Origin of the sequence: Flavobacterium sp. Leaf359, from assembly GCF_001423985.1 — a bacterium.
In the GTDB taxonomy this organism is placed as follows: Bacteria; Bacteroidota; Bacteroidia; order Flavobacteriales; family Flavobacteriaceae; genus Flavobacterium; species Flavobacterium lindanitolerans.
On record NZ_LMPW01000010.1, the window covers coordinates 227,532 to 241,948 of the forward strand.

Annotated in this window: 15 protein-coding genes; 10 read left to right on the forward strand and 5 right to left on the reverse strand. The window is 38.2% G+C overall.

Annotated features, from left to right (window positions below; all coding sequences use genetic code 11):
• Nucleotides 1-15: 15 nt before the first annotated feature.
• Genes ASG38_RS05285 through ASG38_RS05295 form a run of 3 tightly spaced genes read left to right on the forward strand, consistent with a single transcriptional unit; the run spans nucleotide 16 to nucleotide 2,521 of the window.
• Nucleotides 16-465 carry a 6-carboxytetrahydropterin synthase gene (locus ASG38_RS05285; protein ID WP_056067867.1) on the forward strand — a complete coding sequence of 150 codons (450 nt, stop codon included), beginning with the start codon at nucleotides 16-18 and terminating at the stop codon, nucleotides 463-465.
• Between the two features lie 39 nt (nucleotides 466-504).
• Complete coding sequence (locus tag ASG38_RS05290; protein WP_056067869.1) at nucleotides 505-948, forward strand: dCMP deaminase family protein; 444 nt, start codon at nucleotides 505-507, stop codon at nucleotides 946-948.
• Nucleotides 935-2,521 (forward strand): S41 family peptidase, encoded by a 1,587-nt coding sequence (locus ASG38_RS05295; protein WP_056067871.1) that lies wholly within the window; start codon nucleotides 935-937, stop codon nucleotides 2,519-2,521. Before ASG38_RS05290 ends, ASG38_RS05295 begins: the two co-directional genes overlap by 14 nt.
• A gap of 106 nt (nucleotides 2,522-2,627) precedes the next feature.
• Here ASG38_RS05295 and ASG38_RS05300 read toward each other — a convergent pair whose 3' ends face one another.
• Genes ASG38_RS05300 through ASG38_RS05310 form a run of 3 tightly spaced genes read right to left on the reverse strand, consistent with a single transcriptional unit; the run spans nucleotide 2,628 to nucleotide 4,067 of the window.
• Nucleotides 2,628-3,236, reverse strand: a complete 609-nt coding sequence (locus ASG38_RS05300; RefSeq protein ID WP_056067872.1) for an FAD-dependent oxidoreductase — start codon at nucleotides 3,234-3,236, stop codon at nucleotides 2,628-2,630.
• A gap of 4 nt (nucleotides 3,237-3,240) precedes the next feature.
• Complete coding sequence (locus ASG38_RS05305; protein WP_056067874.1) at nucleotides 3,241-3,441, reverse strand: hypothetical protein; 201 nt, start codon at nucleotides 3,439-3,441, stop codon at nucleotides 3,241-3,243.
• A 50-nt stretch (nucleotides 3,442-3,491) separates the two neighbouring features.
• Nucleotides 3,492-4,067: a MarC family protein gene (locus ASG38_RS05310; protein ID WP_056067876.1), complete on the reverse strand. Its 576-nt coding sequence runs from the start codon at nucleotides 4,065-4,067 to the stop codon at nucleotides 3,492-3,494.
• 179 nt (nucleotides 4,068-4,246) lie between these two features.
• Here ASG38_RS05310 and ASG38_RS05315 point away from each other — a divergent pair, with 179 nt between their 5' ends.
• The 7 genes from ASG38_RS05315 (at nucleotide 4,247) to ASG38_RS05345 (ending at nucleotide 11,588) form a co-directional block, all read left to right on the forward strand.
• Nucleotides 4,247-4,816 (forward strand): DUF3109 family protein, encoded by a 570-nt coding sequence (locus tag ASG38_RS05315; protein ID WP_056067878.1) that lies wholly within the window; start codon nucleotides 4,247-4,249, stop codon nucleotides 4,814-4,816.
• A gap of 261 nt (nucleotides 4,817-5,077) precedes the next feature.
• On the forward strand, nucleotides 5,078-6,067 hold the full coding sequence (locus tag ASG38_RS05320; protein ID WP_056067880.1) for a ribonucleotide-diphosphate reductase subunit beta: 990 nt from the start codon (nucleotides 5,078-5,080) through the stop codon (nucleotides 6,065-6,067).
• A 190-nt stretch (nucleotides 6,068-6,257) separates the two neighbouring features.
• Nucleotides 6,258-8,651 carry a ribonucleoside-diphosphate reductase subunit alpha gene (locus ASG38_RS05325; protein ID WP_056067882.1) on the forward strand — a complete coding sequence of 798 codons (2,394 nt, stop codon included), beginning with the start codon at nucleotides 6,258-6,260 and terminating at the stop codon, nucleotides 8,649-8,651.
• A gap of 101 nt (nucleotides 8,652-8,752) precedes the next feature.
• On the forward strand, nucleotides 8,753-9,457 hold the full coding sequence (locus ASG38_RS05330; protein ID WP_056067884.1) for an AAA family ATPase: 705 nt from the start codon (nucleotides 8,753-8,755) through the stop codon (nucleotides 9,455-9,457).
• Between the two features lie 33 nt (nucleotides 9,458-9,490).
• Entirely contained in the window at nucleotides 9,491-9,715 is a 225-nt protein-coding gene (locus ASG38_RS05335) for a hypothetical protein (protein WP_056067886.1), read from the forward strand.
• 129 nt (nucleotides 9,716-9,844) lie between these two features.
• Entirely contained in the window at nucleotides 9,845-10,039 is a 195-nt protein-coding gene (locus ASG38_RS05340; RefSeq protein ID WP_056067888.1) for a hypothetical protein, read from the forward strand.
• Between the two features lie 202 nt (nucleotides 10,040-10,241).
• Entirely contained in the window at nucleotides 10,242-11,588 is a 1,347-nt protein-coding gene (locus ASG38_RS05345; RefSeq protein ID WP_056067890.1) for a deoxyguanosinetriphosphate triphosphohydrolase, read from the forward strand.
• A 9-nt stretch (nucleotides 11,589-11,597) separates the two neighbouring features.
• Here ASG38_RS05345 and ASG38_RS05350 read toward each other — a convergent pair whose 3' ends face one another.
• Both ASG38_RS05350 and ASG38_RS05355 read right to left on the reverse strand, forming a co-directional pair.
• The gene (locus ASG38_RS05350) at nucleotides 11,598-12,572 is read right to left on the reverse strand and encodes a DUF3078 domain-containing protein (protein ID WP_337954909.1); all 975 of its coding nucleotides are present in this window, start codon (nucleotides 12,570-12,572) and stop codon (nucleotides 11,598-11,600) included.
• Between the two features lie 34 nt (nucleotides 12,573-12,606).
• Nucleotides 12,607-14,385, reverse strand: coding sequence for a 1-deoxy-D-xylulose-5-phosphate synthase (locus ASG38_RS05355; protein WP_056068450.1), 1,779 nt, complete (start codon nucleotides 14,383-14,385; stop codon nucleotides 12,607-12,609).
• Between the last annotated feature and the right edge of the window lie 32 nt (nucleotides 14,386-14,417).

Here is a 14,417-nt window from a genome sequence, read left to right on the forward strand (position 1 = left end):
CAGAAATAAAAAAGAATGAGCAAAATCAGAATTACCAAGCAATTTAGTTTCGAAACAGGACATGCACTGTATGGCTATGACGGAAAATGTAAAAATGTACACGGGCATAGCTATAAATTGTCAGTAACCGTAATAGGAACCCCGATTTCAGATACTAGCAACGTGAAATTTGGAATGGTGATTGATTTTTCGGACCTGAAAAAAATAGTCCGCGAAGAAGTTGTAGATGTTTTTGACCATGCAACCGTTTTTAATAAAAATACGCCCCATGTTGAATTGGCAGAGGAATTAAGAAATAGGGGGCATCATGTGATTTTAGTCGGTTATCAACCAACAAGCGAAAACATGGTGATTGATTTCGCTGAAAAAATCAAAAGCAGACTGCCGGAGAACATAGCCCTGCATTCTTTGAGACTACAGGAAACAGAAACATCCTATGCAGAATGGTTTCAAAGCGACAACTAGGCTTTGGGGCAATCGCCGTAAAAATTTCTTCGTAAACGTATGAATTTGAATAAACTAAACAAATATGATAAGGCCTACCTTCGCATAGCAAAAGAATGGAGCCGGTTGTCATATTGCAAAAGAAAACAGGTTGGCGCAATTATTGTGAAAGACAGGATGATTATCTCTGACGGTTATAACGGAACGCCATCCGGATTTGAAAATTCCTGCGAAGGAGCTGATGGGTTAACGTTGTGGTATGTGCTTCATGCAGAGGCCAATGCCATACTAAAAGTTGCCGGTTCGACGCAATCTTGTGAAGGAGCCACTTTGTATATTACATTGTCGCCCTGTAAAGAATGCAGCAAGCTGATTCATCAGTCGGGAATAAAACGGGTTGTATATCAGGAAGGCTATAAGGATGATTCCGGTATACAATTTTTAAAAGATGCCGGCGTTGAGGTAGTTCATATTTCTGAAACCGAAATGAATGAAAAACAATAAAATATATCTACCACTTGTTATTTTTGCTGCCCTGGCAATAGGAGTAGTCTTGGGAGGAATGCTTAATTTTCCAACCCAGGGTGTTGCTTTCTCCAAAACCAGCCCCAAAAACAAGCTCAACAAACTTCTCGATTTTATTGACAGGGAATATGTAGACAATGTCAATACAGACTCTATTGTCGACCTGACTGTTACCGGAATATTGGATAAATTGGATCCACACTCCGTCTATATTGCCAAGAATGAATTTGAGCAGGTTTCACAAAGCATGAAAGGTGATTTTGTGGGTATTGGCGTTAATTTTTATATGTATAATGATACGGTAGCGGTCATAAAACCGGTTGAAGGCGGACCTTCAGAAAAAGCAGGTATCAAATCAGGTGACCGAATTCTTTTCGCAGACAATTACAAGCTTTTTGGTCGTAAGATTACCAATGACACGCTTTTTTCCAAACTAAAAGGAAGTGTAGGTTCTGATGTGGAGCTTACCATCTACAGAAAAAATGAAAATAAAAAGCTAAAAGTCAAGGTAAGACGTGATGTGATTCCTATCAAAAGTGTAGACATTGCCGTGATGGTCAATCCAGGCGTGGGATACATAAAAATAAACCGTTTCGCAGAAACTACCTATGACGAATTTGAAAGCGGACTTCTTAGTCTTAAAAAACAAGGAGCAAAAACGCTTATAATTGATGTGCGTGACAATGGCGGAGGTTATCTGGACAAGGCAATTGAAATAGCTGACGATTTTCTCAAAGATAACGCACTTATTGTCTTTACCAAAAACAAAAAAGGCAGAGTAGACAAAACCTATGCTACCAACGATGGGAGTTTTGAAACCGGCAAAGTATATATACTGATTAACGAAAACAGTGCTTCGGCCAGTGAAATTTTAGCTGGAGCTATTCAGGATAATGACCGCGGACTCATAGTAGGAAGGCGCTCTTTCGGAAAAGGACTGGTGCAACGTGAAATGCCTTTGGGTGACGGATCGGCTGTAAGATTGACCGTAGCGCGTTATTATACGCCAACAGGACGTTCCATCCAGAAATCTTATGAAAAAGGGAGTGAAGAATACTTTAAGGAATTTGAAAAACGTTTTGAGTCTGGCGAATTATACAAGTCGGACAGTATAAAAGTAGCCGATACGCTAAAATTCAGGACGCCAAAAGGACGCATTGTATATGGCGGAGGAGGAATCGTTCCGGATATTTTTGTGCCTCTGGAAGTAGAACACGGCGAAGAAAGCATTGCCTACATGATGCAATCCGGACTCGTAGGCTATTTTGCTTTTGAAGAGTTGGATAAAAACCGTAATGATTTTAAAAACCTGACTTTCCAGCAGTTTTTGACAAAAATGCAACAGACAGATAGCTATTTCAATACTTTCCAAAAATATTTAATCAAAAACGGAGTGCTTCTCGACCTGAAGCACACCAAAAATCTGGTTAAGCGCTACTTGGCTGCTGAATTTGCCAGACAATTATACGGAGACGACAAATACTATGAAATTGTATTAAAAGAAGATGCCATGATTAAGGCGGTTCTGGAAAACAAACAAGAAATAAAATAAAAAAAAGCATCCTTTTCGGGATGCTTTTTAGTTATCATAAACTTATTCGAAAAAAACAAAACCTTAGCACCTCAGTACCTTAGCGCCTTTTTTACTCTAAATAAAATTATTTTCTAATACTATCGTGTACTTGCGAATACGTACCATTATTCCATAAAGTCAAAATGTCCGTAGCAACTGAAGCGCCGCTTCCTGCTGCGATTGACAATTGGCTTCTCAGGCCTGCCAATGTTCCGGCCACGTAAATTCCGTCGGCAACGAAATGGTCTTCATTTTTTAGCTGGATTCTGTTTTTTTCTGCAATCGCTTTTTTGTGAGGAATTACATATTCCATTAATCCTTCGATGGCGAAAGTGTTAGTAGCGTTGATTGCCACTACAATAATTTTGGTTTGATAAGAACCTTTATTGGTTACAACCGTAAAGTTAGGGTAGGCTCCTTCAATTTTCATGACCTTTTCGTTTTCAATTTGCTGAACATGTGGGTAAAGAGAAGCAAGCTGTTCTTTGCTTTCCTCCAACAGTTCCGAGCCTAATTTTCCCGCAGGAATTCCATAGGCATTATTGAAAACGGCATACTGAAGATTTGAAGCTTTCTGGTGTGTAAAAATTCCAATTTTCTTGTCGGCAGCAAAAGCTTTGTTTTGAGCAGACCCTAAAACAAGGGCACAGGACATTCCTGAAACGCCTCCGCCAATAATTAAAACGTCAAACATGGTCTTATTTGTCTTTTGTTTTTTCTTCGATCATTTTTGACATTCTGAAAATCAGAAGAATGAAAATGGCGCAGAATGAAGCGGCAATTCCTATCAATCCAACAACACTGTCTCCTTCGAATAAGTGGTCGAAGTCTAAAATAGTAATGTTGAAAATGATTAATGCTAACGCAAGGAAGATTAATATGTAAGTAAAAATTTTCATTATAAGAAGGGGTTCTCTGATTATGAATGGTGAAATTAATAAAATCTATGTTAGATAAAAAGCCCTTTAACATTGGCGCCAAATAATTTAACAGCAATGGCCAGCAGAATAACGCCAAATATCTTTCGGATGACACTTAGTCCGTTATCTCCAAGCAGCTTTTCTATCTTGGATGACGACTTCAGAACGGCAAAAACTACGATAATATTGATGATTATGGCGAATATAATATTGATTTTTTCATATTCTGCTCTCAATGACAGGATTGTGGTCATGGTTCCGGCACCTGCAATCAATGGGAAAGCAATTGGAACAATAGAAGCGGTGCTCGGGTTGTCTTCTTTATAAAGACGGATTCCTAAAATCATTTCCAGAGCAAGGAAAAACAAGACAAAAGAACCGGCAACGGCAAACGAACTGGCGTTAATGCCGATTAACTTTAGAATTTCTTCGCCCACAAAAAGAAAAGCAATCATAATGACACAGGCAACAATAGAAGCTTTTTCAGACTGGATGTGTCCTACCTTTGAGCGCAAATCGACAATAATAGGTATGCTGCCAACGATGTCGATAACGGCAAACAAAACCATACTAGCTGTAAAAATTTCTCTCCAATCGAATCCCATAACGATGCTTTTTTGAAGCTGCAAAATTATTTCATTAAAAATGAAAAATCATTAATGATTCGTTAATTTTTTAATGATTTTTTTCAAATTAAGTTATTGAAAATAAGCTAATTGTTTCTGTAAAGCCGGAAATTCAAAAATTAACACGCTATTTCACATTTGAAAACTATCTTTGCAACATGTTTCAACTAGGAAAAACAATTGTCTCAGAAGACATTTTAGAAAAAGAATTTGTTTGCAACCTTTCAGCTTGCAAAGGGGCTTGTTGTGTAGATGGTGATGCGGGTGCTCCTTTAAATGAAGAAGAGACAAAAATCCTGGAAGCAATTTATCCAAAAGTAAAGCCGTTCCTTCGTAAAGAAGGAATTGATGCTATTGAAGCGCAGGGTACCTGGATAAAAGGAACAGATGGCGATTTGGAAACGCCACTGATTGACAATAAGGATTGCGCTTATGTAATTTTTGACGGGAAAACTGCACTTTGCGGTATCGAACAAGCCTATAATCAAGGTATTGTAGATTGGAAAAAACCGGTATCTTGTCATTTGTATCCAATACGTATTAAAGATTTTACGGAATTTGCGGCAGTAAACTATGACAGATGGGAGATTTGCGACGACGCTTGTTCCTTAGGTAAAGAACTTGAAGTGCCGGTGTATAAATTTGTAAAAGAAGCGCTCATTCGTCGTTTTGGAGAAGACTGGTATGCCGAACTTGAAAAGGTGGCCCAGGAACTTAAAAATCAATAAACTTTTTATTTCAAAATTTTAATTTTCTTCGACTCTAAATTCCTTTGTTTTATGGGAGTTAGCGTTGTTTTTTAATTTGTAAATAACTGATTTACAGTTTTTTAAATAAATCTAAAAAAGTAAGAATTAATTTACCTCTTGTTAAAAACTATGTCCAATTGTGGATAAGTTTGGCTTTCATTTACGAATACAAATGACAATCTTTGTAGTGTCAAGAAATCAAAGAATAAATTCCGATAACACAATAAAAGTCAAGATAGTATGGCAGCGATAGAACCAATTTTACAAGAGAACAAAGACCGTTTCGTGATTTTCCCTATAAAACACCATGATATTTGGGAGTGGTATAAGAAAATGGAAGCAAGTTTTTGGACTGCCGAAGAAATTGATTTGCACCAGGATTTATCAGACTGGAACAATAAGCTGAATAATGATGAGAAATATTTTATCAAACATATTTTAGCTTTTTTTGCTGCATCAGACGGTATTGTGAATGAAAACCTGGCAGAGAATTTTGTAAACGAAGTTCAGTATCCGGAAGCTAAATTTTTCTACGGATTCCAAATCATGATGGAGAATATCCACAGCGAAACCTATTCTCTTCTGATTGATACGTATGTAAAAGATGAAGCAGAAAAAGACCAGCTTTTCCACGCTTTGGAAGTATTTCCGGCAATTAAGAAAAAAGCAGACTGGGCTTTAAAATGGATTGAATCGGATTCATTTGCTGAAAGACTGATTGCTTTTGCAGCCGTAGAAGGAATCTTTTTCTCAGGAGCATTCTGTTCTATCTATTGGTTGAAAAAACGTGGATTGATGCCGGGTCTTACTTTTTCAAATGAATTGATTTCACGTGATGAAGGCGTACATTGTGACTTTGCTGTGCATTTGCACAATCACCACCTTGTTAACAAAGTTTCAAAAGCCAGAATTACAGAAATCCTGGTACAGGCTCTTGATATTGAAAGAGAATTTATAACAGAATCTCTTCCGGTGAGCTTAATTGGAATGAACGCAAACTTAATGACACAATACTTAGAATTTGTAACCGACAGATTATTAGTAGAATTAGGATGTGCAAGAGTGTATAACTCTGCGAATCCATTTGATTTTATGGATATGATCTCTTTACAGGGTAAAACAAATTTCTTCGAAAAAAGAGTTTCAGAATATCAGAAAGCTGGAGTTTTAAACAGCGGAACAGGAAACGACAGCGAATCGCAAAAAATTAGTTTCGACGCCGATTTCTAGATTTTTTTAGAAGCCAGACACCCCTTTTGTCTTTTAAACCATTTCCTGATAATACAGAATTGTTTTTCTTTCTATAGACGGAAAGAAAAGAATTTCTTTGTTATCAGTACTATTCCCGCTTTTGCGGATTGTTTTAATCTTTTTAATAATCCCGAATGGTCTTCCATTCCCTAACCAAATTTGTAAACTTATGTATGTAGTTAAAAGAGACGGTCACAGAGAGCCGGTAATGTTTGATAAGATTACGGATAGAATTAAAAAATTATGCTACGGCTTGAACGATCTTGTAGATCCGGTAAAAGTAGCAATGCGCGTTATCGAGGGGTTGTATGATGGTGTTACAACTTCAGAGTTGGACAATCTTGCAGCAGAAACCGCAGCAGCAATGACAATTGCCCATCCGGATTATGCCCAGTTGGCAGCAAGGATAGCAATTTCAAACCTTCACAAGAATACCAAAAAATCGTTCTCAGAAACGATGAAAGAAATGTATTTCTATGTGAATCCAAGAACCAATCAGGAATCTCCGCTTCTTTCAGAAGAAGTATACAATGTGATTCAGGAAAATGCGGCTTTTCTGGATTCCCATGTAATTTACAATAGAGATTTCAACTACGATTATTTCGGATTCAAGACGTTGGAGCGTTCGTATCTGCTAAAAATAAACGGAAAAATTGTAGAAAGACCGCAACACATGTTGATGCGTGTTGCTGTTGGAATCCACTTGAATGACCTGGATGCAGTATTGGAAACTTATGACCTGATGTCTAAGAAGTTCTTTACGCATGCAACGCCAACGTTATTCAATGCCGGAACTCCAAAACCGCAAATGTCTTCCTGCTTCCTTCTGGCAATGCAGGACGACAGTATCGACGGAATTTACGATACGCTAAAGCAAACAGCCAAAATTTCACAATCGGCTGGAGGAATCGGGCTTTCAATCCATAATGTTCGTGCCACGGGTTCCTATATCCGCGGAACAAACGGAACGTCAAACGGAATTGTTCCGATGTTGCGTGTTTTCAATGACACCGCCCGTTATGTAGACCAGGGAGGAGGAAAACGCAAAGGAAGTTTTGCTATCTATATCGAAACATGGCACGCTGATATTTTTGATTTCCTTGACCTGAAGAAAAACCATGGAAAAGAAGAAATGCGTGCGCGTGATTTATTCTTTGCTATGTGGACTTCGGACTTGTTCATGAAACGTGTTCAGGAAGATTCTACATGGACGTTGATGTGTCCAAACGAATGTCCGGGACTTTACGACGTATATGGTGAAGAATTTGAAGCGCTGTATACTTCTTACGAAGAACAGGGCAGAGGAAGAAAAACCATTAAGGCAAGAGAACTATGGGAAAAAATTCTGGAATCTCAAATTGAAACGGGAACACCATACATGCTGTATAAAGATGCGGCAAACCGTAAATCAAACCAGAAAAACCTGGGAACAATCCGTTCTTCTAACCTGTGTACAGAAATCATGGAGTACACTTCTAAAGATGAAATTGCGGTGTGTAACCTGGCTTCTATCTCATTGCCAATGTTTGTGGAAAACGGACAGTTCAACCACGAACTGCTTTATAACGTAACAAAACGTGTAACAAGAAACCTGAACAAGGTCATTGACAGAAACTATTATCCGGTTCCGGAAGCAGAAAATTCAAATATGCGTCACCGTCCGGTTGGATTAGGGGTTCAGGGTCTGGCAGATGCCTTCATTCTTTTGAGAATGCCTTTTACTTCGGATGAAGCTAAAAAATTAAACCAGGAAATCTTCGAAACGCTATACTTTGCTGCCGTTACGGCTTCGATGGAAATGGCAAAAGAAGAAGGACCATATTCTACTTTTGAAGGTTCGCCTATTTCACAGGGAGAATTCCAATACAATCTTTGGGGATTAAAAGACGAAGACTTGTCTGGTCGTTGGGATTGGGCATCTTTGAGAAAAGAAGTAATGGAAAATGGGGTGAGAAACTCATTGCTTGTAGCTCCTATGCCAACAGCTTCTACATCTCAGATTCTTGGAAACAACGAAGCTTTTGAGCCTTATACTTCAAATATCTATACAAGACGAGTGCTTTCAGGTGAATTTATCGTGGTAAACAAGCACCTGTTAGAAGATTTAGTAGAATTGGGTCTTTGGAATGAAGACCTGAAACAGGAAATCATGCGTCATAACGGGTCAATCCAAAACATTGATATCATTCCGCAGGATTTGAAAGAACTGTATAAGACTGTTTGGGAAATGTCAATGAAAGACATCATCGATATGTCACGCCAAAGAGGCTATTTTATTGACCAGTCACAGTCGTTAAACCTGTTCATGCAGGATGCGAATTTTGCCAAACTGACTTCAATGCACTTCTATGCATGGCAGTCCGGATTAAAAACAGGAATGTACTATCTGAGAACCAAGTCGGCGGTTGATGCGATTAAGTTTACGCTTAATAACGATAAAAAAGCAGAACCTGTAGCGGTAGAAACTGTTGCAGAACCTGCAATTGCTGTCGATGAGTTCCGTGCAATGTTGGAGCGTTCCAAAAATGCAGAACCGGACGATTGCGAAATGTGCGGATCTTAATAACAAACGCAATATCTATAAAAAACAGCCGTCAATTGATGGCTGTTTTTTTATACCAATAGTTTTAGTCTTAGTATATTTGCTTACAAAATCAAAAGAGCTTGAGCACACTATATTTCAGGGATAGGGAAAATGTAAATTTAGAAGATGTCGTCTTTGAAGCTTCTGTGGCAGAACAGGTCGAACAATTTCTGAAAGAACACCGTTTTTCTGAAATCCTTCACCAGTATGAGCTTCCTGTAGCCAATAAAATTTTTCTGTATGGCAAGACCGGATGCGGCAAAACCATGACGGCAAAAGCGATTGCTAAAGAGCTGGACAAGAAAATTTTTATTGTGAACCTCTCAACTATAGTATCTTCCAAATTAGGAGAAACGGCAAAAAACATCAATAACATTTTTAAGGAAGCCAATTATGAAAATTCCGTACTGTTTTTTGATGAATTTGATTCTTTAGGACAAGTTAGGGATTACGACAATAAAGACAGTAGCGAAATGAAACGTGTCGTAAATGCTCTGTTGCAGCTTATCGACAATTTCCCAAGAAACGCCATATTGATTGCTGCGACCAACCAAATTCAAATGATTGACGAAGCACTTCTGCGTAGATTTGAACTTAAACTGGAATTTATATCGCCTTCAGAAAAAGTACTGGATAGCTATTATGATACATTGCTGTCAAGATATCCGGTGAAATATCAAAAGGTAGAAAGGAAATACGGCATTTCTTTTTCAGAAGCAAAAGATTTTGTTTTCAGGCAGGTGAAAAACAATATTATCCTTGACGAAATGGCAAAACTGTCATAAAACAAACTAATTATTTACTTTAATCATAAACCAATGTCAAAACAAAAAAAAGGAGTTTATACCGGAATCATAGAAAAAGATGAAAACGGAAATTATTTCTGCGGTCCTTACCTTCTGGATTACCAATATACTGAAGCCAATTTTAAGATTGGGGATGAAGTAAATATCAAGTCGGTAATTGAAAATCCGAGTGATAAGACCCATAACCAATACCCAAAGAAATCCAAGAATTTCTTTTTGGCAAACCTGAAAGAATAATTTTAAAAAACAAATGGATTATAGAACTTCAAGGCAGTTATCAAAAAATAATTTAGATTGATTCAAAAAAGAAATATAAGATTTTAGATGTTTTTTTTATATTAGCAAGGAATTCAAATACTTTAAAACATGTTAAAAGATATTCTAAAATTAGATGGGGTCCAAGAATTAACAAAAAATGAACAAACAAAAGTTAATGGAGGCGGAATTTGTCCAAAAACAGTAGAGCATTTTGGTGTGATTGGTGCTGCGGCACATCCAAATTTATTTGGATTAATGTGTGCCAAAGAAATTGCCGCCAATTTAGCGTTATCTAAAGGATAATGTCAAATTATAGGATTTGTTCATACTGAGTAGGATAGGATTAATAATGGTAATTTGAAAATAGCTGTTTTCATTTTACTCGTGTCTTAGTAGTAAAGTAGAATCTTCCTGAAAAAATAATTTAAAGAACGTAACACTCCGTACGTTCATAATTTCAAATACCACCCTTAATAGAATCGAAGGGTAAAATTTAATTTCCATGATGAACTGGGAACAGCTTTTGTCTTTAAGAAAACAAGGCGACAAAGGAAAAAGATTGCGAAAAGAACAAGACGATACGCGTCTTGGTTTTGAAGTCGATTATGACAGAATTATATTTTCTTCTGCTTTTAGAAGCCTTCAGGATAAGACACAGGTAATTCCGCTTTCCAAAACAGATTTCGTGCATACAAGACTAACACATAGTCTTGAGGTTTCTGTTGTTGGTCGTTCCATCGGAAGATTGGTTGGGAAACAGATTATTGAAAAATACCCGCATTTGAGAGAAGTTCATGGCTATCAGCCAAACGATTTCGGGGCAATTGTTGCGGCAGCTTCTCTGGCTCATGATATAGGAAACCCGCCGTTTGGGCATTCGGGAGAAAAAGCCATAGGCGAGTATTTTAAGACCGGAAAGGGAAAACAGTTCCAAGGCCAGCTTTCTGAAAAAGAATGGCAGGATTTAATCGATTTTGAAGGTAATGCCAACGGTTTTTCATTATTGACGGCTTCGCGACCGGGTATTGAAGGCGGTCTCAGGATTTCATATGCTACTTTGGGTGCTTTTATGAAATACCCAAAAGAATCACTTCCTAAGAAACCGACAAGCCATATTTCGGATAAGAAATACGGCTTTTTCCAAACCGATAAGGAGTTTTTCAAAGAAGTTGCGGAAGAGTTGGGTATGATACCTAACAAATCAGGAAATGACATTGGTTATGAAAGACATCCGTTGGCCTTTTTAGTCGAAGCGGCTGACGATATCTGCTATACGATTATCGACTTCGAAGACGGAATAAATTTGGGTCTGGTTTCGGAAGATTTTGCATTGGAATACCTTATCAATCTGGTAAAAGACAGCATCGATACTAAAAAATTCAATTCCTTAATTACTAAAGAAGACAGGATAAGCTACCTGAGAGCATTGGCCATTGGCAGTTTGATTAGTGATGTCGTAAAAGTATTCGTTGAAAATGAAGAACTGATACTTCAAGGGAAATTTCATCATGCCTTGACGGAAAAGAGCAAATATGTAGCCCAGATGAATGACATCATCAAATTGAGCATAAAAAACATCTACCAAAGCCGCGAAGTCATCGAAAAGGAATTGGTAGGCTATCAGATTATCCAGACTTTACTGGACAAATTTATTACGGCATTTAACAACCAGTTTCACGGAGAAGCGTCGAATTATGACCGACTATTGCTGAAAATGCTTCCGGAAAAATTCCATGATGAGAAAAATGACCTTTACAAAAGGTTATTGCACATTTGCCATTACGTGTCACTTCTGACCGATGGAAATGCATTGGAATTATTTAATACGATAAACGGGCGTAAGAAACTGTAATAAATAAGCCTAGAAGCTGTAAATCAAGCCCACACCCAGCATCTGCTTGAACTGTACTTTTGGTCCTACGGTAACCTGCTGGCCATTGATTTCTTCTTTAGCCTTGATGTCGTGGTCGTAAATCAGGTGGGTGTTGATATTGGCACGCACATATTTGTTGACAATAAAATCCAGTTGGACCTGCCAGTCAACGTCTATGTTCCCAAAATTGTTGATATAATCCGTGTAGAGATTCAGCTTGTTTTCAAAATTGATGTTTTTGAAAAGCTCTTTCTTATAACCGCTGGTAAAAAGGAAACCGAGTTCCGTTCGAGAATTCTTACCATCTTCAATCTTTTCTCCGGTAACGGCATCATAAACCGCCTTCTGAACCCCAAAGGCTCCCTGGTCTGCCAGTCGTTGGTCTAAAACCAAAGTGTTCTTTAAAGTAAGAGGCGAGATGTAAAGCTGCAGGTTGTATTTCTTATTGTTGTATTCGGCTCCGACCCCTAAAAAGGTGTAGGCTGGTGCAAATGGCTTGGAAATTGCCTTCTCAGTATTCGGATAGGCATAACCACTGGTAAACTGCGTGTTAAAATTAAACTTCGCACTATGAAACCAGTTGGAAGTAGTATCTTTTCTATAACCAAAAGTAGAGTTGAACTGGAAAGCATCGTCTGTTTTTCTCAATTCCACACCATCCTGCTTGCTTACCCCGTAACGTACGATTAATTCGTTAAGCCATTTTAGGTTGCCATTCTCGTATTTTCGTGTAAATGTACCTTTTAATAGTCCGGAAATAGCACTGTTTCCTCCGGCACTCCAATTGACAAATGCAATTTCGTTTAAGTCAAATCCTACCACATTTTTCCTTTCCCAATGGGTAACAACTTTTTTAACAATAGCCGAATCTAGTTTTTTGGATTGAATAGTATCTACAGATTGGGCAAAAGACGATACAGAAAAAAATAAGAATAACCCTAAGGCTAAAGGAGATAATCTCATAACAGGCATATTAAATTTTAGGACAGTGCAAAAGTCAATAATTTCGACAGGTTTCAAAAATTATTTGCAAGTTTTTTGCATCTATTTTGCTATAACGTTGTAGTTCGCCAATACTTCCGTGCTCGATGAATTCGTCCGGAATTCCTAAAGTCTTTATCCTTTTGGTATAATTGTTTTGAGCTGCAAATTCTGTTATAGCGCTACCGAAACCTCCTTTTGCCGCTCCGTCCTCTAAAGTAATAATAACGTCATATTTTTTAAAAATTGTATGAAGCAAGGTTTCATCTAACGGTTTTACAAACGGAAAATCATAATGCGAAAAGTCTTTTGGGCTGTCAATATTGGCTAAAGCGGGAATAACGTTGTTGCCAATGAATCCGGTAGAAAGAATAGCAATTCTGTTACCTTCTTTTAAAAGCCGGGCTTTCCCTATCTCAATCTTTTCGAAAGGTTTTTTCCAGTCGACAATCACTCCTCGGCCTCTCGGATACCGGATAGCAATAGGATGTTCCAGTCCAAGTTGTGCAGTATATAACATGTTCCGAAAAGCGGTTTCATTCATAGGCGCATAAATAATCATATTTGGAATACATCTCAAATAGGCTAAGTCAAAAACGCCATGATGGGTAGCGCCGTCTTCGCCAACCAATCCCGCGCGGTCAAGGCAAAAAATCACCGGAAGATTCTGTAAGGCTACATCATGAATCACCTGGTCATAGGCCCGTTGCAAAAATGTAGAATAAATAGTGCAATATACAATCATGCCCTGTGTTGCCATTCCGGCTGCCAGAGTCACAGCATGCTGTTCTGCAATTCCTACGTCAAAGGCACGTTTTGGGAAGGCATCCATCATAAATTTTAAGGAACTTCCCGTTGGCATTGCAGGTGTAATTCCTACAATCTTTTCATTTTTTTCGGCCAGTTCCAATAGCGTCAGTCCAAAAACATCCTGAAATTTTGGAGGCAGATTTTCTTCTGATTTTGAAATAATTTCTCCGGTAAGTTTGTCAAATTTACCGGGTGCATGATATTTTACCTGGTCTTTTTCGGCCTGTTCCAGTCCTTTTCCTTTTGTGGTGATGATATGGAGAAATTTTGGGCCTTTTATACTTTTTAGCCGTTTTAATTCTTTGATAACGGCAGCAATATCATGACCGTCAATCGGACCCGAATAATCAAAATTGAGTGATTTTATCATGTTATTCTGTCTCGGGTTTTTTCCGTCTTTTACAGCGGTGAGATAGTTTTTTAAAGCACCTACGCTAGGGTCAATTCCTATAGCATTGTCATTGAGTATGACCAATAGGTTGGCATCTGTCATGCCGGCATGATTTAATCCCTCAAAAGCCATTCCTGAAGCAATAGAAGCGTCTCCTACAACGGCAATATGGTGTTTTTCAAAATCACCGTTAAGATTCGAGGCAATTGCCATTCCCAATGCAGCAGAAATTGCGGTAGAAGAATGTCCTGTGCCAAAAGTATCATACGGACTTTCGCTCCTTTTTGGAAATCCGGAAATACCGCCCCATTGTCTGTTAGTGTCAAAATTATCTTTTCTGCCGGTAAGGATTTTATGTCCGTATGCCTGATGACCCACATCCCATACCAATAAATCATCGGGCGTGTTGAAAACATAATGAAGGGCAATTGTCAATTCAATTACGCCCAAACTTGCACCCAAATGACCTTCTTTGACAGAAACAATATCAATAATGAAATCGCGAAGTTCGCCCGCCAAAACAGGCAATTCAGCTACAGTCAGCTTTCTCAGGTCCTCGGGAGAATTTATATTTTGAAGGATAGTATAGCTCATTTCCGGATTAAAAATCAAATTTACGATATTGT

Coding starts and splice junctions, on each gene's coding strand:
- ASG38_RS05345 (WP_056067890.1), top strand. CDS start 10,242: ATGAACTGGGAACAGCTTTTGTCTTTAAGAAAACAAGGCGACAAAGGA.
- ASG38_RS05335 (WP_056067886.1), top strand. CDS start 9,491: ATGTCAAAACAAAAAAAAGGAGTTTATACCGGAATCATAGAAAAAGAT.
- ASG38_RS05355 (WP_056068450.1), bottom strand. CDS start 14,385: ATGAGCTATACTATCCTTCAAAATATAAATTCTCCCGAGGACCTGAGA.
- ASG38_RS05310 (WP_056067876.1), bottom strand. CDS start 4,067: ATGGGATTCGATTGGAGAGAAATTTTTACAGCTAGTATGGTTTTGTTT.
- ASG38_RS05305 (WP_056067874.1), bottom strand. CDS start 3,441: ATGAAAATTTTTACTTACATATTAATCTTCCTTGCGTTAGCATTAATC.
- ASG38_RS05295 (WP_056067871.1), top strand. CDS start 935: ATGAAAAACAATAAAATATATCTACCACTTGTTATTTTTGCTGCCCTG.
- ASG38_RS05320 (WP_056067880.1), top strand. CDS start 5,078: ATGGCAGCGATAGAACCAATTTTACAAGAGAACAAAGACCGTTTCGTG.
- ASG38_RS05325 (WP_056067882.1), top strand. CDS start 6,258: ATGTATGTAGTTAAAAGAGACGGTCACAGAGAGCCGGTAATGTTTGAT.
- ASG38_RS05350 (WP_337954909.1), bottom strand. CDS start 12,572: ATGAGATTATCTCCTTTAGCCTTAGGGTTATTCTTATTTTTTTCTGTA.
- ASG38_RS05300 (WP_056067872.1), bottom strand. CDS start 3,236: ATGTTTGACGTTTTAATTATTGGCGGAGGCGTTTCAGGAATGTCCTGT.
- ASG38_RS05285 (WP_056067867.1), top strand. CDS start 16: ATGAGCAAAATCAGAATTACCAAGCAATTTAGTTTCGAAACAGGACAT.
- ASG38_RS05340 (WP_056067888.1), top strand. CDS start 9,845: ATGTTAAAAGATATTCTAAAATTAGATGGGGTCCAAGAATTAACAAAA.
- ASG38_RS05290 (WP_056067869.1), top strand. CDS start 505: ATGAATTTGAATAAACTAAACAAATATGATAAGGCCTACCTTCGCATA.
- ASG38_RS05315 (WP_056067878.1), top strand. CDS start 4,247: ATGTTTCAACTAGGAAAAACAATTGTCTCAGAAGACATTTTAGAAAAA.